The 22,860-nt window shown below is 55.6% G+C and carries 19 protein-coding genes; 11 read left to right on the forward strand and 8 right to left on the reverse strand.

The window, feature by feature from the left end:
- On the forward strand, positions 1-422 hold a 422-nt coding region (locus RMSM_RS16875), incomplete at its 5' end, for a phosphoribosylglycinamide synthetase C domain-containing protein (RefSeq protein ID WP_040767573.1).
- A gap of 228 nt (positions 423-650) precedes the next feature.
- On the opposite strand, the gene RMSM_RS16880 is transcribed toward RMSM_RS16875, so the two are convergent.
- From RMSM_RS16880 to RMSM_RS16890, 3 genes are all read right to left on the reverse strand, one after another.
- On the reverse strand, positions 651-1,241 hold the full coding sequence (locus tag RMSM_RS16880; RefSeq protein ID WP_008698722.1) for an HAD family hydrolase: 591 nt from the start codon (positions 1,239-1,241) through the stop codon (positions 651-653).
- 105 nt (positions 1,242-1,346) lie between these two features.
- The gene (locus RMSM_RS16885; protein WP_144057724.1) at positions 1,347-1,901 is read right to left on the reverse strand and encodes a hypothetical protein; all 555 of its coding nucleotides are present in this window, start codon (positions 1,899-1,901) and stop codon (positions 1,347-1,349) included.
- A 75-nt stretch (positions 1,902-1,976) separates the two neighbouring features.
- On the reverse strand, positions 1,977-3,575 hold the full coding sequence (locus RMSM_RS16890; RefSeq protein WP_008698726.1) for an OprO/OprP family phosphate-selective porin: 1,599 nt from the start codon (positions 3,573-3,575) through the stop codon (positions 1,977-1,979).
- Between the two features lie 503 nt (positions 3,576-4,078).
- On the opposite strand from RMSM_RS16890, the gene RMSM_RS16895 reads away from it, so the two are divergent.
- From RMSM_RS16895 to RMSM_RS16910, 4 genes are all read left to right on the forward strand, one after another.
- Entirely contained in the window at positions 4,079-5,596 is a 1,518-nt protein-coding gene (locus tag RMSM_RS16895; protein ID WP_236622178.1) for a pectate lyase, read from the forward strand.
- Positions 5,597-5,828: 232 nt separating this feature from the next.
- A complete protein-coding gene (gene dapB / locus RMSM_RS16900; protein WP_081614191.1) occupies positions 5,829-6,641 on the forward strand; it encodes a 4-hydroxy-tetrahydrodipicolinate reductase in 813 nt (270 codons plus the stop codon).
- A 170-nt stretch (positions 6,642-6,811) separates the two neighbouring features.
- Complete coding sequence (locus RMSM_RS16905; protein WP_008698731.1) at positions 6,812-7,177, forward strand: hypothetical protein; 366 nt, start codon at positions 6,812-6,814, stop codon at positions 7,175-7,177.
- 216 nt (positions 7,178-7,393) lie between these two features.
- A complete protein-coding gene (locus RMSM_RS16910) occupies positions 7,394-8,695 on the forward strand; it encodes an MFS transporter (RefSeq protein WP_008698732.1) in 1,302 nt (433 codons plus the stop codon).
- 400 nt (positions 8,696-9,095) lie between these two features.
- Here RMSM_RS16910 and thiC read toward each other — a convergent pair whose 3' ends face one another.
- On the reverse strand, positions 9,096-10,448 hold the full coding sequence (gene thiC / locus RMSM_RS16915; protein ID WP_081614192.1) for a phosphomethylpyrimidine synthase ThiC: 1,353 nt from the start codon (positions 10,446-10,448) through the stop codon (positions 9,096-9,098).
- Positions 10,449-10,662: 214 nt separating this feature from the next.
- Here thiC and RMSM_RS16920 point away from each other — a divergent pair, with 214 nt between their 5' ends.
- Entirely contained in the window at positions 10,663-10,899 is a 237-nt protein-coding gene (locus tag RMSM_RS16920) for a hypothetical protein (RefSeq protein WP_040767576.1), read from the forward strand.
- 64 nt (positions 10,900-10,963) lie between these two features.
- On the opposite strand, the gene RMSM_RS16925 is transcribed toward RMSM_RS16920, so the two are convergent.
- Complete coding sequence (locus tag RMSM_RS16925; protein ID WP_008698737.1) at positions 10,964-12,133, reverse strand: DUF1559 family PulG-like putative transporter; 1,170 nt, start codon at positions 12,131-12,133, stop codon at positions 10,964-10,966.
- Between the two features lie 255 nt (positions 12,134-12,388).
- Here RMSM_RS16925 and RMSM_RS16930 point away from each other — a divergent pair, with 255 nt between their 5' ends.
- From RMSM_RS16930 to RMSM_RS16955, 5 genes are all read left to right on the forward strand, one after another.
- A complete protein-coding gene (locus RMSM_RS16930) occupies positions 12,389-13,672 on the forward strand; it encodes a M14 family metallopeptidase (RefSeq protein ID WP_008698739.1) in 1,284 nt (427 codons plus the stop codon).
- Positions 13,669-14,340 carry a CDP-alcohol phosphatidyltransferase family protein gene (locus RMSM_RS16935; protein WP_008698740.1) on the forward strand — a complete coding sequence of 224 codons (672 nt, stop codon included), beginning with the start codon at positions 13,669-13,671 and terminating at the stop codon, positions 14,338-14,340. The genes RMSM_RS16930 and RMSM_RS16935 overlap by 4 nt, the downstream gene beginning before the upstream one ends.
- A gap of 382 nt (positions 14,341-14,722) precedes the next feature.
- Positions 14,723-15,490, forward strand: coding sequence for a 3-keto-disaccharide hydrolase (locus tag RMSM_RS16940; protein WP_236622179.1), 768 nt, complete (start codon positions 14,723-14,725; stop codon positions 15,488-15,490).
- Between the two features lie 71 nt (positions 15,491-15,561).
- Positions 15,562-17,268 (forward strand): alpha/beta hydrolase family protein, encoded by a 1,707-nt coding sequence (locus tag RMSM_RS38560; protein ID WP_081614193.1) that lies wholly within the window; start codon positions 15,562-15,564, stop codon positions 17,266-17,268.
- 60 nt (positions 17,269-17,328) lie between these two features.
- On the forward strand, positions 17,329-18,111 hold the full coding sequence (locus RMSM_RS16955) for a carboxylesterase family protein (RefSeq protein ID WP_040767579.1): 783 nt from the start codon (positions 17,329-17,331) through the stop codon (positions 18,109-18,111).
- A gap of 108 nt (positions 18,112-18,219) precedes the next feature.
- Here RMSM_RS16955 and RMSM_RS16960 read toward each other — a convergent pair whose 3' ends face one another.
- From RMSM_RS16960 to RMSM_RS16970, 3 genes are all read right to left on the reverse strand, one after another.
- Complete coding sequence (locus RMSM_RS16960) at positions 18,220-19,422, reverse strand: FG-GAP repeat domain-containing protein (RefSeq protein WP_008698746.1); 1,203 nt, start codon at positions 19,420-19,422, stop codon at positions 18,220-18,222.
- A 177-nt stretch (positions 19,423-19,599) separates the two neighbouring features.
- Positions 19,600-22,281: a prenyltransferase/squalene oxidase repeat-containing protein gene (locus tag RMSM_RS16965; protein ID WP_008698750.1), complete on the reverse strand. Its 2,682-nt coding sequence runs from the start codon at positions 22,279-22,281 to the stop codon at positions 19,600-19,602.
- A 153-nt stretch (positions 22,282-22,434) separates the two neighbouring features.
- Entirely contained in the window at positions 22,435-22,857 is a 423-nt protein-coding gene (locus RMSM_RS16970; protein WP_008698751.1) for an ExbD/TolR family protein, read from the reverse strand.
- Positions 22,858-22,860: the final 3 nt, after the last annotated feature.

A 22,860-nucleotide genomic window follows, 5' to 3' on the forward strand; every position in this document is an offset into this window, starting at 1 on the left:
GGTTCGGCGATCCTGAATGCCAACCGCTGCTGATGCGTTTGAAGACCGATTTGGTAGACGTGATCGAAGCAACGATCGACGGACGCCTGGCTGAACTCGAACCGCTGCAGTGGGACGAACGACCCAGCATTTGTGTCGTAATGGCAAGCGAAGGTTACCCCGGCGATTACGAAAAAGGACGTGTGATTAGCGGGTTGGACCGCGCTGCAGAGCTAACCGACGTCAAAGTTTTTCATGCGGGCACCGCCATCAAGGATGGCGAGGTCGTTAACGCCGGTGGTCGCGTGCTAGGTGTGACTGCGATCGGAAATTCGATCAGCGGCGCGAAATTGCAAGCGTACAAGGCGGTCAAAGAAATTCGCTGGCAAGGCGCCTGGTGTCGTAAAGACATCAGCGACAAGGCGCTGGAGCATTCCAAGTAATCGCATCACGATGGCTCATCTCTCTGTAGCGAAACTCGCCAAGAGTTTCGGGGCGTGCCGTGGGATAGGCTTCCAGGCTGTCATAGCATCCTCGACAGGCTGGAAGCCTATCCCACATTTACAGGCTAGAAGCCTATCCCGCATTCACAGGCTGGAAGCCTATGCTACGTCTCTTGCAGCGAAAGTCGCCAAGTGTTTCGAGCTGCAAAAAGCCAGGGACGTCAATTCTTAGCCGGCTTTATAAAAGGTAAAGTCGCGGACATCGACGCAGTCCATTCCGGCTCGTGCGGCGGCGTCGAGTCCGAGTGGCGAATCTTCGAATACCAGGCATGTCGCTGGAGCCACTTCGAGCCGTTCGGATGCTTTTAAAAACACATCCGGTTCGGGTTTGTGTTTTTCGGTGTCCTCGGCTGTGACGACGGCGGCAAACAGCGATTCCATTTGCAAGTGTTTGATTTGGGCCCATACGCCTTCGCGGTCGCCGCCGCTGGCCACAGCCATCGGCACGACGTTGTAATGGGCGTGGGCGATATCGCAAACGCGTTGCAGTGGCGTTAGCCGCGGAATCCGTCGGCGAAACGCGAGTTCTTTTTCGACTCCCGCTACCTCGGGGTCGACATCGACCGATTGTTCTTCGGCCAAGACGCGAATGATTTTGTTGGTCGGCATGCCAGCCATGCTATAGAACTGCTGTTCGGTAAACTCGATGCCAAATCGAGACATCGTTTCCCGCCATGCTTCGAAGTGCAGCGGCATCGAATCGGTGAGCGTACCATCACAATCAAAGATCAATCCGCCATAGCGGCTAAGGTCATCCACGTGTTTGTCCGTCGTGCTTCGGAAAATGGGTATCCATAAACGAACGTGGCCAACCTCTTGCGAGATTGGCCACGAAAAACGTTACTCTCGTTTTGTCTGTCTAGACTAGCGAGTGGTCATGGTTTCGAACAGCGAGTAATACGCATCTTCGCTGGGACGCGATGCTTGTGCAGGCGTCGGCAGCGAGTACGGTTGGGGGGATTCCGGGGCAACCGCTTCGACAGGCGTCGGAGCCGGAGGTGCCGGTGCGTACTCGATTGCCGGATGGGCACCGTGGGTGTCGCAGCAGGTTGCTTTCTTTTCGGCCGACCACGAGTACTCGCACTTGGGGCACTTGTAGTCTTTGGTCTTCAAGACGCAGATGCGGCGAGTTTTCGCACCATTGTTGCAAACCGCATCGCAGCTTCCCTTTTGCCAAGGGAAAACGACGCGTGGGATGCAGATCACTTTGGATTCGACTTCGAAGCAAGTCTTCGTTTCATCGACCACGTCGACCGAAAAGTTGCAGCGATGGTCGCAGGCTGGGCATTTGGTGCAGCAGCCGGTTTGGTCGAGCAGTTTGTGACCGGATCCCGCGGCGGCTTGGTTCACGGCCAGTGGCATCGTGGCGATCGCGAGCAAGCCTGCGGCGAGCGTCATACGGAGAGTTTGATAGAACATTTTCGGGTCCTTTCCTTGGACAAATGATTGGATCAATTTTAAGCGGTGGGTGAGGTTTTGATTTTCAAGCCAGGCTTAGAAATCAGCCATGAAACGAAAACCAAGTGTGGTGAAATCACCATCGATGCCTGCGGTCAACGGCACGGTAGTGCCGTCGGGACCACTGTTCTCTTGGCCTTGTCCACCGTTTTCGATCGAACCCCAAATCAAGTTGGTTTGCACCTTCGAGTAGGCGGTCCAGTACCAATTCAATCCGGCGGTGACGGCGTGACCATCGCCCCCACGAATGTCTTCGTCGCTAAGGTCGAGGTAGTCGTAGCGTAGTGCCACGGCGACCGCACCCAAGCCCCGGCCGGTTCCGCCGGTGCAGCGGTCAACCAAGAAGAAATTCTCGAATGGTTTCACTCGATCAATCGTTCCCGACACGCGGTCCAAAGGAATGTGTTCGCCGGTCAGGAAGTACGACGCAAAAATGTAACCGCCGTGGAAGAACAAATCTTCGCCCGAGAATCCACCTGCCGCCTCACGTCCTACCCAGTTACCGTAGTATTCGCTGGTGATTTGCAACGCACCAATATTCAGCATGAATTCGTAGCCGAGTTGTTGGTAGTCCTCGGCGCCCAAGATGCGATTGGTGTTCCACCAACGTGAATCGGATCGCGCCAAAGGACGTGTGCGGAAACGAGCTTCGTTGGTGTTTTGGTCGGCGTCGGTTTGGCCATTGGGATCGGTGTCATTTGCGGATCCGGCGATCGCCAAGTGCAAATAGCCACGGCCACCGCTGACTTCATCGTACCAGGGGCTCGAAGCCAACCGGCCGTAAACACCGGCTTGCATATCGTCACCACGATAGCGTCCGTCGTTAACAACGTTTTCCAATAGAAAAACACCGTAACGCCAGTTGAACATCTCGTCATCGCTGTAGCCGTACATACATGCACCGAGGCGACGAGCGTCTTCGTTGAACGTCTCGACTGCCAAAGGACGCTCGGCAAAAACGTTGTGACGGCTACTGTTCAGATGGTCCAGTCCGAGTGGACGCTTTTGGTTACCCAACAAGAATGTGTGGTTGCCCGGCAGGTGTTTCCAGCCAATGTACGCGTCTTTCAACTCAGGCGAGTTAGGGTTGTTGAAATCGATTTGCAATCGATACAGCATGTTGCTCGGGATGTCGCCGGAAATCTCCATTCGCAACCGGCGGAAATCCCAGCGATCTTCGGGGTCATCCAGCGGATCGCCGGTTTCCAGGAAGTTGGTTCCCGCGTCGGATTCAATGAAGTTCCAGTGATCCAAGTGAACACGACCACCAATTTTCATGGTCGGTTTTTTCTTTTTGGCAGCCGATTCGTCGGCGAGTTTGTCTTGGTATTTTCCCCAAGACTCTTCCATCTCGTCGACGCGTTCGAGCAGCTCTTTGTAGTCGTTTGCGGGAACCGACTCGACAATCGGTCCTTCGACCGGTTCGCTCGACTCTTCACTACCAATCTCTCCGTCATCTAACAGACCAAAAGGTTGGTTGTAAGTCGTTGCTTGAACCTGGCTGCCGCTCATGGTTGGGAACTCAATGGGGCCGTCGCCAAGTACCACTCCGGCCGATTGGGTCGCGAAAGCCAAGAAGACTCCCGCGGCCGCAAGCCGGGCTTGCAATTGGTTGGTACGAAACGTGATTCGCATCGTCTTAAACTTCCATGTAATTGTAGTGGCAGGGCTGGTCAATCCGTCGGGATGGGGACCTTCGAAAAGGGCCAGCCACTTGTTTGCCGATCTGATAAGGCCAACCTCGTGTTGGCACTTGGAACACTCGCTGCTTTGACTTCGATGCGTCAAACGCCGTTGCCGAAATTAGCGGGGGTCCGTTGCTAGGGAATATCGGACCGGGTTGATCAAAACACCCATTCGAAGTGGGGTAATTGGCATCTGCTGAAAAATAGTCACTTTACGATCGATTCAGTTTTTCCAGCGGGATCAACAGCGTGTATCGTTAGATCTACTACAATCGATAGAACATTATGAAGTTTCAGTAAAAGCATGTCGGTCTCGGTGCTGATGGATGATCCAAACCGCTCCATCTTGGCGTGTTGTGGCGTTTTAGAGCCCTTGTTCGCCTCGAAGCGGGCTCGGCGAGACTGACTGTGTGAAAAAACGGTGAAGCCATCCTCTTATCGGAAAATGTTCGTATGATCCGAACTTTCAATTGGAGGTTCCTTCGTTTGGGGGGACTCGTGTTGTCGGTCGTGGCATTGCATTCGTTGTCTCCAGCACAATCGTTACCGTCCGATGGCGAAGTGAAGGCGTCGCTGCATCGCGCCACGCGGTTGATGACCCAGCAGATTGCCGATCATGGCGGCTATGCTTGGGTATCGAGTGTTGATGGGCGTTTCAGCCATGGCGAAGGCGTCGCCGGAGCCGACCGTGTTTGGGTTCAGCCGCCGGGGACACCTGCCGTTGGACTCGCCTTCTTGGCCGCCTATCACGCTACCGGCGACGCCATTCATTTGGATGCCGCCAAGGCGGTCGGCGGTGCATTGGTTCAAGGCCAATTGCAAAGCGGTGGCTGGGGATACTCGATCGAATTTGATCCCAAGCTGCGTGCCCGTTTACCCTACCGTGTGCTGCTGAAGCAATCCGGTGCTTCGCTCTCGAAGACATTTACCGAGGCACCGACGCCGTATCCCGGTGGCTGGGATGTTTGGAGTAGGCGGCAGTTCAAATCCAATATGACGCTGATTGATGACGACACCACTCCCTGTGCGATTCGGTTTCTGTGCGAATTAGATCGCACACTCAAGTTCAAGGATGCGACCGTTCATGAAGCGGTTGAGTATGCACTGCGGTCGACGATGGCGGCTCAGTATCCCGGTGGCGCATGGGGGCACAACTACGACCGATTTTCAACCCAGCAGCCTAGTGTTGATCACTATCCCGTGATCTCAGCGAGTTATCCCGAATCGTGGAGCCGGACGTGGACAAAGTCGTTTGACGGATGCTACATGCTGAACGATCGCATCACGCAAAATATGGTCGAAACGATGTTGTTTGCCTCCCGTGTTTACAACAACGAACGTTATCGCTGCAGTGCGTTGGCGGGAGGCGATTTTTTGTTGCGTGCGCAAATGCCGGAACCACAACCGGCCTGGGCCCAGCAGTACGATCGGCATATGCACCCAGCTTGGGATCGTAAATTCGAGCCGCCTGCGATTTCGGGCCGCGAGTCTCAGGATGCACTGCGAACCTTGTTGGTCTTGTTTCGCGAAACAGGAGAAACGCGTTTTCTAGAGCCGGTGCCACGAGCGATTGCCTATCTGCGGACGTGTTTGCGAAGCGACGGCAAGCTCGCTCGCTACTACGAACTGAAAACGAATCGTCCAATCTATTTCAATAACGACTATCAAATTAGCTACGACGACCGCAGCATGCCTGATCACTATGCGTTTGTCGTCGATTCGGATCTGGAAGCGATCGAGCGAGACTATCAAACGCTCGCGTCGGGCAAACCCTTGGTGCGGAACGCTCAAGTGAGTGATCAGCAGGTTGCGGACGTGATTCGCTCGCAATCCGCTAGCGGTGGTTGGTTAGAACAGGGTTTCGTACGCGACGAACAGGGCAAAAAGGTGACGCCGAAGGAAGGCGTCGTGTCGTCGGCAACCATGATTGCAAACATCGAATTGCTCAGCCAATTTCTCGAGCAAAACTGAGCCATGTCGCCTCAATCGTAGCGGAACTTGTTAAGATTTTTGAATCCACTGGAGACTTCGGCCACTGGAGCCTTCGGCCACTGGAGCCTTCGGCCACTGGAGACTTCAGATCGTTCGCTACGGACAACGAGCGTCTTTGACGGTTAAACCGGCTGACTGTGAAACGACTAATTCAACAAGCCGCCTGCGGCTTCCGCTACCCCAGGCCATCGTCACGCGTTACATTAGCTGTATGACTACTACATCAATCAAACTTGCTGTTCATGGTGCCGCGGGACGAATGGGGCGACGCGTTGTTGCTCTGGCTTCGGAAGACACCGAATTCCAAATCGTTGCGGCGATCGATCACGCGGGAAACCCACTGCTAGGCCAAGATGCCGGAGCGGTCGCTGGGTTCGCGCCCATCGGAGTAGCGCTTTCGTCGGATTGGCCCGAAGAAGTCGATGTGGTGATCGATTTCTCGCTTCCCGAAGCCCTGAATCATTGCATCGAAACGTGTGTCGAGGCGAGCACTCCGTTGGTGGTCGCCACCACTGGGCTGAGCGACGAGCAGAAAACAAAGCTCGAAGCTGCCGCAACACTGATCCCCATCGTTTGGGCGCCAAGCATGTCGTTGGCGGTCAATTTGACGATGAAGTTGGCCGAGCAGGTTGCGGATACGCTGGGGGATGTCCAGGGTGGCTTGGATGTCGAAATCATCGAACGTCACCATCGTTTCAAAGCCGATGCCCCCAGCGGCACCGCGCTGAAGTTTGGTGAATTGATCGGTAAGAAACTGAGCGATGAAACGCTGCATATTCACGGCCGCGAAGGTCACACCGGCGAACGCACGCGAAACGAAATTGGTTACCACGCGGTCCGTGTCGGCGATAATCCCGGTGAACATACGATTGTGTTCGGGATGCTGGGCGAGAAAATTGAATTGAACGTCGCCGCTAGCAATCGTGATTGTTATGCCGCCGGAGCTCTGGCGGCAGCAAAATGGCTGCAAGGCCGACCCAAGGGACTCTACAACATGTTCGACGTGCTGGGGCTCGAGTCGTAGCTAGCAGGCTATTGATTTAGTCGAAAGGCAAATCGCATTTGTGAGCCGAGGGCCGTAAGGCACCGGGTAATGCGTGGAACCCGGCCGCTGACGCGCGGGCGGCTCATTAAATCAACAGCCCGTCAGTGGTGAATCGGCGGAGCTGCTCTGCTCGGTCTTGAAGTATCTTTATGGCAAAGTGTGACCAAGGCTATTTGTGCGAAGTCTGTGGCCAGGACGTGGCGGCGATCGTCGATAGCGATCTGTATCTCCGCTACGTGATTGGCGAGCTTGATCCCGAGGTGCTGCACACCACACCCGAGCGGCATCTTCGCTGTAACCCGGTGCTCGCTCAATTTATCGACCACCCGGACTTTGATCGCGTCGTGGTCACGGGCGAGATGGGGCTGGCGAATCTCGATCCCGACTTTGTGGCCGAGCGAGTCGCGCTGATAACGCGTGGCTACGAGCGGCTGCGTGAGATCGCCGCCAGCGAGGGAGATCGGGACGTCACGTCGTACCCGCTGCCCGAAGTGATCGACCGCTATCGCCAATAAACGGACGTCGCACCCATCGTCTAGTGGCGGTGGTGTGTTTGGCAATTGTGTGTTTTTCGTGAAGCTTTTCCTGCGACACTCCCCTGCCCTTTCCCAAACCTGTCCTGTCCCAAGCTGGCGCGGCCGCGGTTCTCATCGGCGTCGCGGCGGGAGGGGCGTTTCTGCTAAGATTTCGCGGTCCCCCGAAAATGTGACCCCTTCATCAAGCGAAAAAACGTGCCAAGCCATCTTCTAAGACGCGGTTTTCTCGGACTGCTCGCCGCCCAGTTTTTCGGAGCCATGAACGACAACGTGCTCAAAGGCGTGTTGACGTTCATGGTCATTCAAGGTGGTTTGTGGGCCGGTGATCTCGGCGAAGGAGGTCAAGGCATCGTGGGCATCTGTTTTACGTTGCCCTTCATTTTTCTGTCGGGCTATGCAGGCCAAATCGCTGATCGTTATTCCAAGCGAACCGTGACGATGTGGGTGAAAATTGTCGAGATCCCGATCGTGATCCTCGCGGGGATCGGATTCATGATGGGCAGTTTGTGGGTCACGCTGCTGGCCCTACTTGCGCTGACCTGTCAAAGTTCGTTTTTTGGCCCGGCGAAATATGGCATGATTCCCGAATTGGTCGATGACTCGGATCTCAGCCGCGCCAACGGAACGATCAATATGATGACCAACGTCGCGGTGATCGTCGGCACGCTGGTCGCCGGTGTGGTCAGTGATGCCTTCTTTCCTGACCAAATTCGAGGTCTGATTTGGTTGCCGATGGTCGTGTTGGTTCTGATCGCGATTGCGGGATTGGTGTCGGCATTTTTGTTGACGCCGCTGCCGGCAGGCGATCGCAATGCAAAATTTGATTTCAATCCGCTTACCACCTATATGACCACCGTACGTGAGATGTCCAAGACGCGGTTGTTGATGGTGATGATGGCGTGGGGCTACTTTTATCTGCTGGCCGGAATCGCACTGTTTATCGTACCCGAGTACACCGAGGTGCTGAAAATTTCGAGCACCGAAGCGAGTGTGCTGATGGGCGTATTGGGAGTTTCAATCGGAGTCGGCTGTGCCGTGGCCGGTTTGTTGTCGGGGCATCATATCGAGCCCCGTTTGATCCCGATCGGGGCCGCCGGTTTGGTCGTTTTCTTTGCGCTGTTGTCGTTTGTGCCGCCATCGCTTCCCGATTTGCAACCGATGTTGCGGGTGGCGCTGAGCAACGTTGGCTTTTTTATCTTCGGAGCCGGCTTTTTTGCTGGATTCTATATCGTTCCGCTGCAAGCGCTGCTGCAGTACATGTCGCCTGATAGCGAACGAGGTCGGTTCTTGGGTACCGCCAACGCCGTCTCGTTTGTGTTTCTGACCGTCGCTGCCCTGCTGTACTGGGCGATTCGTCCCGCGTTCGGCGATGCCCCACAGCACATCTTCATGCTCAGCAGTATCTTGATGGCCGCCGGAGCCGCGTTCTTTCTGTGGCAACTGCGAGGCACGGGCATCCTGATCGGCAGCGGCACCGATATCGCCGCCAGCGAGTAAAGGGGCTTACCTATTCACCCTCCCAGCTTGCGTTGGGAGGGTCGAAAATCGAGCCTTCAGCGAGATTTTCGGGGAGGGTGGTGGCGCTGAACTTGTACGTTGCTACCGCAAATACTGCGAGGTTCCACCGCGTCCGCCCAATGCCATCTACTTTCGTAGTGGGACTCGCCAGAGTTCCTGGTGTTTCAACAACAAAGATGGGAATTCTGGCAAATCCCACTACTTGAGCATCCCCCAATGGTTGCCAAAGTAGATGGCATTGGGCTCGCGCCGTGCCGCTACCAAAGTAGATGGCATTGGGTGAACGCCCCCAGCTAACAAAAAAAGCCCAGAGTGCACGTCGCAACCCTGGGCTTTAAGTCTTCTGGCTGTTTTGGCCGGGAATCCCGCGTCCGTAAAATTAGTCTTTGATTTCGACCAACTGGCCTTCGCCAGCCATTTTGCGGATGTCTTCGGTGATTTTCATCGAGCAGTACTTCGGTCCGCACATGCTGCAGAAGTGGGCGCTCTTGAACGTGTCCTGGGGCAGCGTTTCATCGTGGTAACGCTGAGCGGTTTCCGGATCCAGTGACAAGCGGAATTGCTCGTTCCAATCGAAAGCGAAACGGGCTCGGCTGAGCGCGTCGTCACGGTCCTGAGCTCCTTTGCGTCCGCGGGCAACGTCGGCGGCATGAGCCGAGATCTTGTAAGCAATCACGCCTTGCTTGACATCTTCTTCGTTGGGCAGCCCGAGGTGCTCTTTCGGCGTCACGTAGCACAGCATCGCAGCCCCGTGCCAACCGGCCATCGCGGCGCCGATGGCGCTGGTGATGTGGTCATAGCCGGGTGCGATATCGGTCACCAAGGGGCCGAGCACGTAGAACGGAGCACCATTGCAAAGCTCGATCTGCTTTTCAATGTTCATTTGGATTTGGTGCATGGGAATGTGTCCTGGTCCTTCCACCATGACTTGCGTTCCGTTTTCTTGGCCCCGTTTGGTCAATTCGCCAAGCACTTCGAGTTCCGCGAATTGAGCGGCATCCGAAGCATCCGCGATCGAACCAGGACGCAGTCCATCGCCAAGCGACCAAGTCACGTCGTACTCTCGCATGATGTCGCACAGATCATCAAAGGCGGTGTACAGCGGATTTTGTTTGTTGTGAGCCATCATCCACTTGGAGATCAGCGACCCACCACGGCTGACGATGCCGGTCACTCGGTTGACGCTCAAATGCAGATGCTCGAGCTTCACACCGGCGTGGACGGTCATGTAGTCGACGCCCTGCTTGGCTTGGTGCTCGACCATGTCCAAGAAGTGCTGGGCGGTCATGTCTTCGATGTTGCCGCCGAGTTCTTCGAGCATTTGATAGATCGGCACGGTTCCGATCGGCACGGGGCTCTTTTCAATGATTTGGCGGCGGATGTTGTCGATGTCTTTGCCGGTTGACAAATCCATCACGGTATCGGCGCCATGATGGACCGCGGTGTGCAGTTTTTGTAGTTCTTCGCCGGCGTTACTGGTCACGGCACTGTTGCCGATATTGGCGTTGATCTTGCACTTTGCCGCGATCCCGATGCACATTGGCTCGAGAGCGCCGGCGGCATGGACTTTGTTTGCAGGAATGACCATGCGTCCAGCGGCGACTTCGTCACGGATCAGTTCGACAGCGAGTTCTTCTCGTTTGGCACAGAACTCCATTTCAGGAGTGATTTCGCCTGCGCGTGCCGCCAAAATTTGTGTTTTGCTCATGTTTTTGCTCCATCGGACGGCCAGCCTCGGATGATTCTTTGCTGTGCCGTCTCAGTAACGTCGAGATCGGAGCCCTGTTTATACGCTGCCAGAGCGAAATCGAGTAGGCGTCCGGTCCGGTAACCGCTCCCCGGTCCCCAACGATCGCAATTTCCCGTTAGTGGAGCCTGCTTCCTGACGCCGGAATCAGCATGATTCCCGTGATCGCCGCAGCGGAACGTTTTCACGGAAAACGGCTATGGCGATGCTCATTACCCCAACAGGCCAGCGGCACAGCCTGACGCTCACGGAGCACCTTCAAGTTCATTTGCTTGAGTTGCCAAAGTACACTCCACCAAGCGAAAATGGAGAGATCACCGACCCAATCGAGCAGTGGTGGTTTTTCTTTCGCCAAGCCGGTGACCTGACAGCGGAAGAGATTTCGCATCGCTTGCCGAACGCGATGTTTTCCGAAGCAACGTTTGCGAGATCGTAGCGGAAGCGATCATCTCGTCGTGAGTAGTAGTATGCCAGGTTTGCAGTGCGATTTGTAATGATGCTCAGATCTCTTCGCTGGGGATGAACTCGTTCATTGGCACGTCGCTGGCGTGGCCGCTGGGCGTCATTAGCGATTGATAGGTGCGATAGTCAATCGACTCAAGTACAAAGCGGACGCTGCCATCGGCCATCGCCATGTTCACTCCGCCGGTGTGAAGCGACGAGGGACGCGCCACGTCCGCCATGTTACGGGCGGTCATCGTTAGGTTGTACGTGTCACCGCCGTTGATCTTGTGAAGCGGTTGAGGGGCTGGGGCGCCGGCAAACTGTTGTTCATCTTCAAAATGCCACACGCTGCCTTGCAAGTATCGTGACTCGACGGGATAGACCGTCACCTCTTTTCCGCCGACCGTTGTGATATCAGTCAAATGATCCGTGTTGCCGGTCATCCGAATCAGATGCCAAGGTTGGGCTTGGTGATTCTCGCTGTACAACATCGTGCCGGTGGCTCCATCGCGAAAATCGTCGGTGCGAATTCGCTTGCCCGTCGGCACAAGCACCGTCGGGTTGCCTGGATCAAATCCGGCGTATCGATTGTTAAACACGCCGTTGGCTTTGGACATCGAATCCGCAAACGTGACCGTGTGAGTGCCATCGGTTGGACGTGTGTAAGTAAACGGAAATGAGTCGGCATGCATCCCGGTGTTGGCGATGTAGTGATTGATTCCGTGACGAGCCATCGTGCCGCTCGCACTCGGACACTGATAAAATTCAACGTTTGCCGCTGCGATTGTGCTGTAGCCTTCTTCGCTCGCAGGTCGCTCGCCCGCTCCGTCGGACAGCAACGGATACCGATCCAAGCTCCAGCGGTCATATAGCGGTTGACGATCAAGCTTGGCCAGCAACACGACCTGCCAACCTCCGACCTTGATGTGACGCGGAACATTGCCGCCGTAGCTGCCGGGATCCGCCGGGTCCATCCCTCCGGTGAATTCGCCAAATTGTTGCAGGTATCCCGGCAAGGTGTCGTGAGTGGTTTGGTGATTGAGTGTTGCCGTCGCGATATGTCGCAGTTGGTCAGCGCACTTCGCCCGGTTCATTCGTTCTTTGGCGGTGCTAATCGCGGGCAGCGTTAGCGAGACCAATATTCCGATGATCGCGATTACTACCAAGATTTCGACCAGCGTGAATGCGTCTCGACGGACGCGGTGAATGGGGAGCCGGAGTCGCATCACAACACCTTTTGCAAAGAGAAGAAGAGCTTGAAAAGAGACAATCTTGCCGTCCAAAAAATGGCAGCCGTCCAGCAGCTCGGAGATATGAGATTAGCAAATCCGCAACGCCAAGTCCAAAAAAATGACGATTTCGAAACCTGCCGAACCCCCTCTTGCGGCCGGGGTCGCCTGATATTGCTCTGCGATAGGCGATTCCAGTACGCTCGCGGTCCCGCCTGAAATGACCACAGCTAAACAGCTTGGAGCCCACCGATGCCAAATCACTCAATCTTGCCAAACGCCGTCGTTTTCCACGGAAAAACCGCTTTTTATTGGCAAAATCGACTGCTCAGCTTTTTGCTAGCATGGTTGATCCTACTTGGATTTGCCCCGGCGGTAAAATCCGAGATCTTGGAAAATCCGCTCGGGATCACCTTTCACAGCGAAGACCGCTCGGTTTCGTTTACCAGTGAATTTCCTGGCGGACGGATGAATGAATGCGTGCAGATTGCGGACGATGATTTTGCCGTTACGATCCAACCCGAATCGGATCCGATCAACGACAGCGCGTGGTATGCATTCCGCGTCAACTCGACCGAAGAGCGGACCATTTCGGTGCGTTTGAAATACGTCGGGGGCTCACACCGCTACGATCCCAAGATCAGCCGTGATGGCAAGACTTGGGAGAGTGCCGAACACCTCATGGCCGATCGACATCCCGCCGGTACCGAAGTGCGACTAAAAATCCCCGTCGATGGCAAGCCGTTGTGGGTTGCCGGTCAAGAACTGCTGAGCAGCGGTACGGTTGCCAAGTGGACGTCGGGTCTGAGCCAACAGCCGCACGTTAAGCGATCGGTGATTGGCAAATCCGTGCAAGGACGCCCGCTGTATCGATTGGACATTACCGAAACGGATCACCCCGACTTTGTTTTCGTCATCGCTCGCCAACATCCTCCCGAAGTTTCCGGTGCGATTGGGATGATGCACTTTGTTGACGCCTTAACATCCGACAACGATTTGGCAACTGCGTTTCGTAAACGCTACTGTGCCGTCGTTGTCCCGACGGTGAATCCCGATGGTGTGGCGCTAGGCAATTGGCGATGCAATGCCAACGGCGTCGATCTGAATCGTGATTGGATGCACTTTACCCAGCCCGAGACGCGTGCGTTACGCAACGAGATGCTCAAGTGCCGTCGCTCTGCCGACCAGAAACTGTGTTTGTTTATGGATTTTCACAGCACCTATGACGATGTGTTTTACACGCCACCTCGTGATGCCGATTTGTATCCCGCCGGATTCACTGACAATTGGCTTTCGGCGATTCAAAAACGATTTCCCAACTACCACGTCAACGGTGATGACAATCACCACGCCCATCGTTCGACCAGCAAAGCTTGGGTTGCCGATACACTTGGTGTCACCGCGATCACCTATGAATTCGGTGATGAAACCGATCGCGAAACGATCCGTCGCGTCGCGAGTGGTTCAGCCGAGGAAATGATGAAGCTGTTGTTGGCTCTGCCGGAAGCTGATGCTCAGGTGGCATCAGTTCCATGATTGATCCCGCTGCCAATCGTCGCCCGATCAAGTCACGTCAAATGCCAGTCTTTCAGCGACTTGCCTCGCGATTGGCCAAAACCTCGATCACCCCGAACCAAATTTCGGGCACAAGCATTTTGTTTGCTCTTGTCGCAGGCATCGCAATGGCCGCAACCTCGTCGTTCGAGGCCGCGATCGCCGAGCGAGGATTGTGGATTCTTGCTGCGGCAATGATTCAGTGCCGGTTGATTGCGAACTTGTTAGACGGAATGGTCGCCGTCGAAGGCGGCAAGAGTTCGCCCGTGGGCGATCTGTACAACGAGGTTCCTGATCGTGTCTCGGATTCCGCGATCTTTATCGGAGCGGGGTACGCGGTCGGCGGATATCCGCTGCTCGGATTTGCTGCGGCATTGGTCGCTGTGTTTGTTGCCTATGTTCGTGCGATTGGCGCGAGCGTGGACGCGGGACAAGTATTTGCAGGTCCGTTTGCTAAACCACAGCGGATGGCATTGATGACCACCATCTGTGTCGCGATGGCAATTTTGCCTTCCGCATGGCAGGCGGTCCCGTCGCAACCGCAGATCACGGTGGTGGGGATCGCATTAGCGGTAATCTGTATCGGCGGAATCATCACTGCGATCCGGCGGTTACAGAAAATCGCTGCGATTTTGAGACTGCGGAAATGAGTTTGCCGCTTTGCCTATCGCTAGGAAGCATCGATTCATGCCGGTGGTGTTAACCACCGGTTTGGAATGCAGCAAATCCAAGGCCGGAGGCCGACACATTTACTCAGTCATTGTGTCGGCCTCTGGCCTAAGCCGGACGTTCTCGTCTGCGGCCGAGGCCTACGCACTACCCGACAAGCCACCCGAACCGCTCTCCGTAATTTAGCTGGCTGGTGGCAGTCGCCCAGCCCCTGATGCAAAAACGGTCGGAAATTGCGGAGCGTTCACTTGCTTTCTGATCGGTCGACCCTTTTTCGGATCACAGCAGTTATGCTATTGGCATTCTGCGAATACGAATCCGTCGATCCCACCCCCAAAAAATCCCTCCGCTACGGTTAAACCTATGCCTCAACATGCCCGTCTCGTTATCCCCCTCTGCTTTGCATGGTCTTTGGTTTGCTTCAGCGGTGCTGCGACGGCCGAAGCACAAGACACAAAGTCCGCAACCTCCGCTGAAGCGGCTCCCGCCGTTCGGGCGTTCATTGACGACGAGGGACCGGGATGGCGATCGTTGAGCGAATCCGATTTTACGCAGGTCAACAGTGCGGCTGACACGTGGTCATGGAACGATGGCGTTTTGCACTGCACCGGCCGACCCGTCTCGGTGCTGCGGACGACCGAGCCGGTGAAGAACTTCGAAATGGTGGTGGAGTGGATGCATGAACGATCCGCCGGAAACTCAGGTGTTTTTGTTTGGACGACTCCTGAGTCGATCGAAAAACTCACCAAGGCAGGTAAGCCCGGTTTGCCCTCGGGGATCGAAGTTCAGATCCTTGATCACGGTTATACCGAAATGAGAAAATCGCGAGGCCAAAGTTTTGATTGGTTTGGTACCAACGGCGATGTTTTTCCGGTTAGAGTGAAAATGACGCCGTTTCCGCCGCTGTCGCCTGATGGCAGTCGCAGCTTCCCACGCAAACATCTTGCCAAAGGGCATGGCCATTGGAATCACTATTACATTCGCGCGATCAATGGCGAAGTCCGTTTGTGGGTCAACGGCGAAGAGGTTTCCGGAGGCACGGGGATCGAGCCGGCCGAAGGTTACCTTTGTCTGGAAAGCGAAGGATCGCCGATCCAATTTCGCAAACTCCGCATTCGTGAGTTGCCTTAATCTCTCGTCGCAACCCTTGTTCCGCTTTACGCACTTCTATTCTCACTACTCAGACCAATTCGCTTGCAACCATGACGCAACTAAAGCTAAGTTCGTTCCTAATGGTCGTCCTATTGGCGACGACCGCGATCACTGCCCGCGTGTCTTTCGCGGATGACGTTTCGTCCACCCCGCGACCGTTGACAACAGAGCTGCAATCGCAAGGAATCGAATCGACAACGGGCGAATTTCACGGGTTTACGCAGTACAATTTCAAGTTGGACGGCGTGGACTGCAAAATCGTCAGCCCCAAGCAAGCCGCCAGCGGGAATCCTTGGGTTTGGCGAGCTCGGTTCTGGGGGCATGAACCGCAGTTTGATCGTGCGATGCTCGAGCAAGGATGGCATGTGTGCTACTGCGACGTCGGAGGACTGTTTGGTGCGGATCCCGCCATCGAGCGTTGGGATGCGTTTTATTCGCTTAGCCAAAAGCTAGGGCTGCATGCGAAACCGTTTCTCGAAGGCATGAGCCGCGGTGGGTTGATCATCATGCGATGGGCTAGCGTGCATCCCGATCAGGTGGCTGGCATCTACGCGGACAACGCCGTGATGGATATACGTTCTTGGCCGGGTGGCAAAGGAACGGGAATAGGTTCCCCACGCGCTTGGACTGAATGTTTGGCGGCGTATGAGATGACGGACGAACAGTCTGCATCGTACAAAGCAGGGCCGCTGGATCGGCTCAAACGATTGGCCGATGCGGGCGTTCCCATCTTTGTGTTGATCAACGAAGCTGACGATGTCGTTCCACCGGCCGAGAATGGCGATCGATTGGTTGCCGAGTACAAAAAGCTAGGTGGCAAAATCGAAGTCATGCGTCGGCCGGGACTCGGACATCATCCGCACAGCTTGAAAGATCCGGCACCGATCGTGGCCTTTGCGCTCACCACCGTCAATGACGTGCGGCATTCACTGTTGATTGCCGGACCGAGCTTTACCGGGATTTTGGACGAACAAGGCCAAGAAGTCTGGAACGCTGGAAAAGCGGCCGCACGTGACGGTTTCGTTCTGCCCAACGGCAACGTGTTGATTGCTTGGAAAGACGTCGTCAAAGAAATGACTCGCGATCATGAGGTTGTATTTCAGTATCGCAAGTCCAAAGAAAATGCAGAGATCGGTACCGTCGAGCGGCTCGAAAACGGCAACACGCTGATCACCGAGTTGGGCAAGAAACCTCGACTGATCGAAGTGGCTCGTGACGGCACCGTGGTTGTCGATTTCCCGTTGCAACCGGAAACGAATAACACTCACATGCAAACACGGATGGCCCGAAAACTGCCTAGTGGCAACTACCTCGTTCCTCACTTGTTGGCGTTCAAAGTCGAGGAATACACTGCCGCAGGAAAGGTGGTCCACGAGATCAAAACGGACCTTCAGTCGCTGGGCGGCCGCGAAGCCGAGAACTGGCCGTTCACCGCGATTCGGCTTGAAAATGGAAACACGGTCGTCACCTTAACGCATGGCAACAAAGTCGTGGAATTCGATCCCAAAGGAGAAGTCGTTTGGGAAGTCAACAACGATGACTTGCCCGGTTCGCCACTGGTGGACCCCTGCGGCGCCCAACGTCTGCCCAATGGCAACACGGTGATCGCAAGCTACGGGGCGAGACAAGGAATCAAGGTGCTCGAGGTGAACCCGGCGAAGCAGATCGTATGGAGTTACTCGGGCAAGCACCGCGCTCATGAGATCCAAGTCTTGACCACCAACGGTCAGCCAATCACCGGACCACCAATGAAATAGACGCACGCTGCATGCCCCCTGCCCTCCCTGCCCTGCCCCTTTCGCCTACCGAGTCTATTGATGAATCGTATTGTTTGTCTCCTGTTTCTTTCTCTCGTTAGTAATTTTCTGATGGCCGAGCAACCTTATGACGAATTGAGCATCCAGTACAGCGGCGGACCGTATGATGACGAGACATTCGAGTATCGCTTGATGAAACCCGAGACGATCGAAGCGGGAAAGAAGTATCCGCTTGTATTGTTCTTGCACGGTGCGGGCGAGCGCGGTGACGATAACACGTCACAACTAAAATACTTTCCCACCGAAATGGCCAGCGAAGCGAATCGCAAGGCATTCCCCTGTTTTGTTTTGGCACCGCAGTGCCGCAAAGACAAAAAGTGGGTCGATGTCGATTGGAGCGATCACGAGGCGACTGCGATGCCCGAGTCACCTTCGGATCAAATGAAGGCCGCGATTCAAATGCTCGAGCGGACAATGGACGAAAACCCGATCGACACATCGCGAGTCTACCTGACGGGATTATCGATGGGCGGCTACGGTTCGTGGGATCTCACCGCGCGGCATCCTGATTGGTTCGCTGCCGCGATCATTGTTTGTGGTGGCGGAGATGATACGCAAGCATCAAAATTGGTCGATCTGCCGATTTGGGTTTTCCACGGTGATGCCGATGGTGCGGTACCCGTCGAGCGTTCTCGCAAGATGGTCGCTGCGATCAAAGACGCCGGAGGCAAGGAAATCAGATACACTGAATTGCCCGGCGTTGACCACAACAGTTGGGACCATGCCTACTCGCAAGATGCCGGCGCGATCAAGTGGCTGTCTGAGCAGACAAAAACCCAGTAGGCCAAGAGATCGAGCGTCGGACGTCTCCCGTAGTGGATCTTGCCAAAGATCCAGCAAGCGGGATCTTTGGCAAGATCCACTACCAGAATGATCCCGATTCGACTTCCGCTAGTCTTTCGAAGTCTTCGATGACGTGCCGGATTGGTTCAGGTACAGATTAACATCGTGCGTGGCACGTCCGCCCGCCAAGATATCGATTTTGCCATCGCCGTCAAAATCGTCGCACCACAGATCCTCGCATGCCATCATCGGATCCAGCGTGGTACGTGTCCAATCTTGGCCGCGGTCATCATCGGCCCGGTAGATAAAAATCCCAGGGCCTTTCACCGGCCCGGTTCCTGGATTGCGATACGCCGCGATAATTTCGTCCGCACCGTCGCCGTCCAAATCGGCGCACCAAACCGCATGGCCTTGCGAAAAGGTTTCGTCCAAGACGATGCGCTGCTGTTTTTCATCGGTGACGTTGTTGCCGATGTAAACCACGACTTGGTTGCCGTGCATCGGCTCAATCGTAGCGATCAGCGAAGTGGAGGGTGAAAGTCGTCCGGTCTTCACCTCACCACTACCCCGCTCTGCCGGCGACTTGCCTTCGGCGCCCGACGCAATCCGCGTGACTTGAAATCCGTTTGCTTCACTCTTGCGAATCCACGTGATGCCTTCTTCGCTGGCGACAAGCGTTTGCTCGGCGCCCTCGTCTTCGGTCGACGGCAAGTGCAAATGGTTGTGGGCGCGATTCAAGCTGCCATCGATGACGACCGGTTTCCATGGATCCGATTCAGGATCGTTGGGGATTGGAAACGCCAGCAACCGGATGCCGGAACCTGAGCTTGCATTGAGCGGTGAGACAACAAGCTGTTTGCTGCCGCGGCCTAGCACATCCGCCCACCGCATGCGGTGCGTCCATGGTTCGGATGAGATATTGAACACTTCCCATCGGTCGTCCAGCGTGTCGCCACGTCGCAGCCAGTGGATGGTGCTGCCGCTGGTAGGCCAACCGGCACCCAGGGCAAAATCGACCTTCCCATCACCGTCGATATCATGGGCTGCGATGCAAACGTGGTCGGGAGAGACCGCGTTTTTGATCATTGAGTGCCGGGTCCACTCGGGATTCTGATACCACACCACTTCGTTTTCGCTGATCGCGACCGCGTCAAGTTGACCGTCATCGTTGACGTCGGCCGACGTGACGGCGTAACAGACGTTGCCGATTTGTGGATCGAGCACGACTTTTTCAAACGAAGGAACTTCGGCTTGAATGGAAGTCGTTACTAATGCAATCGCCGCGATGGACAATCGATATCGGTTGATCATGAGGATCTCGGAGAGACGGGGCGATGGTAGGAGGAGAAGTTGCACGCTTATCATAACCTGCCAGATGAGCCGGGGAAAATCAGGTTTGATTCGGTCCCTGGTTGACGCGTTTTTTGTCGGCCGGATCAAGAACGCCGATCTGGCATCGCTCCGTTTGTTGGGTCCGGCTTACACCGTCTACTCGGCGGTGTCGTCGTAGATCGGCAAATGGCGGTAGTAAACCTCCAAGTTCAGCAGATTCATCGTCGTCACGTACAGCCGCCCGCCATGCGGACTCCAGCGATCTTCGACGGGGAACATTGGATGCCAACTGCCTGCTTTTGATCCTTCTTTGATTTGGCTCTCCAACAGCAGCGGGTTCAGATAGTCATTCCATTGGTCCCAATACTTGCCGCCCATGTGAAACATCACCTGAGTCGCGTAGTACCAGTAGTAGCCATCTCGCAGCGGCCGTTCGCGTGTTCCCATCTTTGGTGGTGCTTCTAACAGGTATTCGGCCGCCGATTGCATCGCCTCGTTTTCGCGTTTCCAGCCCGAATACATTCGCATCAGCATCCCGACGGCGGTCATTGTATGCGTCGGAGTTCGACCATGACGCTGCGACGGAGTGTTTGATGCAAACGGGTTGTAACGATAGCGATCAGGGCGGGATTCACTTTGCTGAGCATAGTCGAGCCAGCGGTCGATACCTTGGTAAACGTTGTCCGGAATCTTCAAACCTGATAATTCGCCACTTTTCAGTGCCATCATCATCCATCCCGATACACTCGTGTCGCTGCTGACTTGGGCGGCGTAACGCCATCCGCCGTAGCGAACATGTTGTGTGTTGGCGATGTAATCGATACAGCGTTGGGCGGGTTCTTTGAGATCTTCGTCTTGGGTCATCCCATAGGCTTCACACAACGCCAAGGCGGCGATGCCATGGCTATAGAATCCTACGTTCCGGTCGCTGAGCGGATTCTCGCTACGGTACAGGTCGCCACTGGTTTTTTGATTCTCGACCAAAAACGCGATGCCGCGGGCGACAGTGTTGGCGTATTGATGCCGCTTGTGCGTGTAACCCGCTCCTTGAAACGCGAGCAACGTCAAACCGGTTGCGGCCGTGTCGCTTTCCAGTAACACCCGCTCACCATGCCCGGAAAGCGACCAGCTACCATCGTCGTTTTGAGTATCGGCAAGGTAGGCTAGTCCTAGTTCGATCGCTTCCTCGGTCGCGGGACCGACCATGCCAGCCGGCGTCGGCGCCGCACCGCCCTGGGTTCGCATCACGCGTCGGTTAAACGATTCGACCGCGGCAATTTTGGTCCCCTGGGGCGTCATCGGGCCACCAACTTCGCGACGTTTTCGAGGCTGTTCCGCGATTTCGAGTTCCCCGATTTCGGGTAGATCGTTTGACGGCACAATCCCGGCAAAGGAATCGGGGCGATCGCCAAGCCCTGCAATCGATTCACGCAGCATCACATCGAGACTTGGCCCCAGTTCTGTTTCGGCGGACGTAATCGGAGAAGGAATGCTCGAGGACGTTTCGTTACGCGGGCCGCTGATGCTGTCATTCTCGCTGCGGTCGCTCATCGCATCGCTGGGGACGGCGTCGTTGGCGGCGGCTAACGATGCCATTTCGCCGGGAACGGTCGGCACGCCCACCGGAGCAAATTCGCTGCGATCGCCTCGACTTGATCGGTCTGGTCGTGCTTGCGGCGAACCTCCCTCGCCTACATCGGGCAGCCCCATCATTGCCGATAAATCACGACGCATCACGTTGCTTTGGCTCGCCGAAGCGGAGGTTGGCGATGGCGTACTCATCGCGTCGGCGCTATCGAGGGCCGAAAGTTGAGCGCCTGCGGTGTTGCCACTTCGCTGAAAAGGAACATCCACCGGCGAAAGCATTTGGTCCGCCGACTTGCTAATCGATGCCACCGCGACCGATTGAGGAGCGGGGGCCGCGCCGGCGGGCGGAGCGGAGGCCGTTGGCGTGGTACGAGGTCGGCTGCGGCTGGTTAAACCGAGTTCGCCCACCGTTGGCATCGCTTCGGAGCGGTTTCGGGCGGCGGAGGCAACGCGTTGAGCAGGCGGCGTCGGCATCATCTGTGTTGGATCCGGAGTCACACTCAGCTGCGGAGCCGACGAGCGAGTCGTTTTTCGCGGAGTGGCTTCGGCGATTTTGCGTTCCGCTGCATTCGCTTCGGAAGGCTTCATCGCTTCGCTGTCCAGCTTTGGCACATCGGGCTGCGTTGTTTTCGGCGAGCTACGTTTCTCGCTCGATTTTTCACGCCGAGCCAGCTTGGCGGGAGAATTCGCCGGTCGCGGTTGAGACGGTGACGGTTCCTGACGCTTCATCAAGAACTTTTGCATCGGACGTGGCTGGATCTCCTTGGGCTTCGGCATCTCCAACTCGGGCGCCGAATGGTTGACCGGCGGCAATTGACGCATCTCTTTGGGAACCACTCGCGATGACGTTTCGACTTCCACCGGTTCGGACCAATCCGGTGTTACCGCATCTTCCTTGGGCGTTTGAAACAAATACTCAGGAACGGTTTTGCGAATCGGCGATCGCTCGGGTTTGACACCCGCGACGGGCTCGGGAAAAAATTGGCTAAAGATGACCACGTGCACCGCTAATATCAGCAGCATCAAGTGGATGAAGACACTAAATAGAAATCCAACTTGAATCGATTTGCGAACATAATGCGAAACCAACCCTCGCAACGCGAACGACATCCCCAGTGCAATCAATGGGACCGCGACAACGTAGGTGTAAGCATTGAAAATCCATCGCGGATCGTCAAAGCGAAGCCGCGTTGCAATCAAGTACAGCACCACCGACGACAATGCGACCAACCACACATCCAGTGGCCACATCGCATCGCTGGACTCTACAGACCGGTTCGGCGGCGGAACCGATCGGTGCTTCGGCAGAGGTTTAGGGCGGTTCACTTTGCTGCAAGGGTCCGAGGGAATGTGGTGGTTCGAAAGTGCAGTAGTACATCGGCATCGGTGGATGACGCTTTGCCGCTATTGATCGGGGCCATCGGTGGTCGTCACCGAATAGTCACTGATTCCGGTACGGTTGCAGGCGTCCATCACACTGACGACCGGCTGGAACGCGGTGGCACGATCGGCCCGGATCACGACAGTTTGGCTGATCGGATTCGCTGCGACGGCATTTTTCAATAGTTCTTGCAACGCATCCAAGGTTGTTTCTTGGCCCCCGACATAAATCGTTCCTGCCGGGTTAATATCGATCACAATTTCACGAGGTTTGCTCGTCATCGGCACCGCGCTGGTCGCGGTGGGCAACGCGATGTCGATCCGCCGTTCTTGTTCTTCAAACTCGCTGGTGACGAGAAAGAAAATCAGTAGCAGAAACACGACGTCGATCAAGGGCGTCAAGCTAAGCGTTCCGGCAACAGTCGACTTTTTGATTTCAACAGCCATGGC

The organism is Rhodopirellula maiorica SM1 (genome assembly GCF_000346295.1).
Lineage (GTDB): Bacteria > Planctomycetota > Planctomycetia > Pirellulales > Pirellulaceae > Novipirellula > Novipirellula maiorica.

Bases quoted from the DNA above. Each gene is read 5' to 3' on its own strand.
- RMSM_RS16885 (WP_144057724.1), bottom strand. From the start codon at position 1,901: ATGTTCTATCAAACTCTCCGTATGACGCTCGCCGCAGGCTTGCTCGCG.
- RMSM_RS16890 (WP_008698726.1), bottom strand. From the start codon at position 3,575: ATGCGAATCACGTTTCGTACCAACCAATTGCAAGCCCGGCTTGCGGCC.
- RMSM_RS16895 (WP_236622178.1), top strand. From the start codon at position 4,079: ATGATCCGAACTTTCAATTGGAGGTTCCTTCGTTTGGGGGGACTCGTG.
- dapB (WP_081614191.1), top strand. From the start codon at position 5,829: ATGACTACTACATCAATCAAACTTGCTGTTCATGGTGCCGCGGGACGA.
- RMSM_RS16905 (WP_008698731.1), top strand. From the start codon at position 6,812: ATGGCAAAGTGTGACCAAGGCTATTTGTGCGAAGTCTGTGGCCAGGAC.
- RMSM_RS16920 (WP_040767576.1), top strand. From the start codon at position 10,663: ATGGCGATGCTCATTACCCCAACAGGCCAGCGGCACAGCCTGACGCTC.
- RMSM_RS16925 (WP_008698737.1), bottom strand. From the start codon at position 12,133: ATGCGACTCCGGCTCCCCATTCACCGCGTCCGTCGAGACGCATTCACG.
- RMSM_RS16930 (WP_008698739.1), top strand. From the start codon at position 12,389: ATGCCAAATCACTCAATCTTGCCAAACGCCGTCGTTTTCCACGGAAAA.
- RMSM_RS16935 (WP_008698740.1), top strand. From the start codon at position 13,669: ATGATTGATCCCGCTGCCAATCGTCGCCCGATCAAGTCACGTCAAATG.
- RMSM_RS16940 (WP_236622179.1), top strand. From the start codon at position 14,723: ATGCCTCAACATGCCCGTCTCGTTATCCCCCTCTGCTTTGCATGGTCT.
- RMSM_RS38560 (WP_081614193.1), top strand. From the start codon at position 15,562: ATGACGCAACTAAAGCTAAGTTCGTTCCTAATGGTCGTCCTATTGGCG.
- RMSM_RS16955 (WP_040767579.1), top strand. From the start codon at position 17,329: ATGAATCGTATTGTTTGTCTCCTGTTTCTTTCTCTCGTTAGTAATTTT.
- RMSM_RS16960 (WP_008698746.1), bottom strand. From the start codon at position 19,422: ATGATCAACCGATATCGATTGTCCATCGCGGCGATTGCATTAGTAACG.
- RMSM_RS16965 (WP_008698750.1), bottom strand. From the start codon at position 22,281: ATGTGGCCACTGGATGTGTGGTTGGTCGCATTGTCGTCGGTGGTGCTG.
- RMSM_RS16970 (WP_008698751.1), bottom strand. From the start codon at position 22,857: ATGGCTGTTGAAATCAAAAAGTCGACTGTTGCCGGAACGCTTAGCTTG.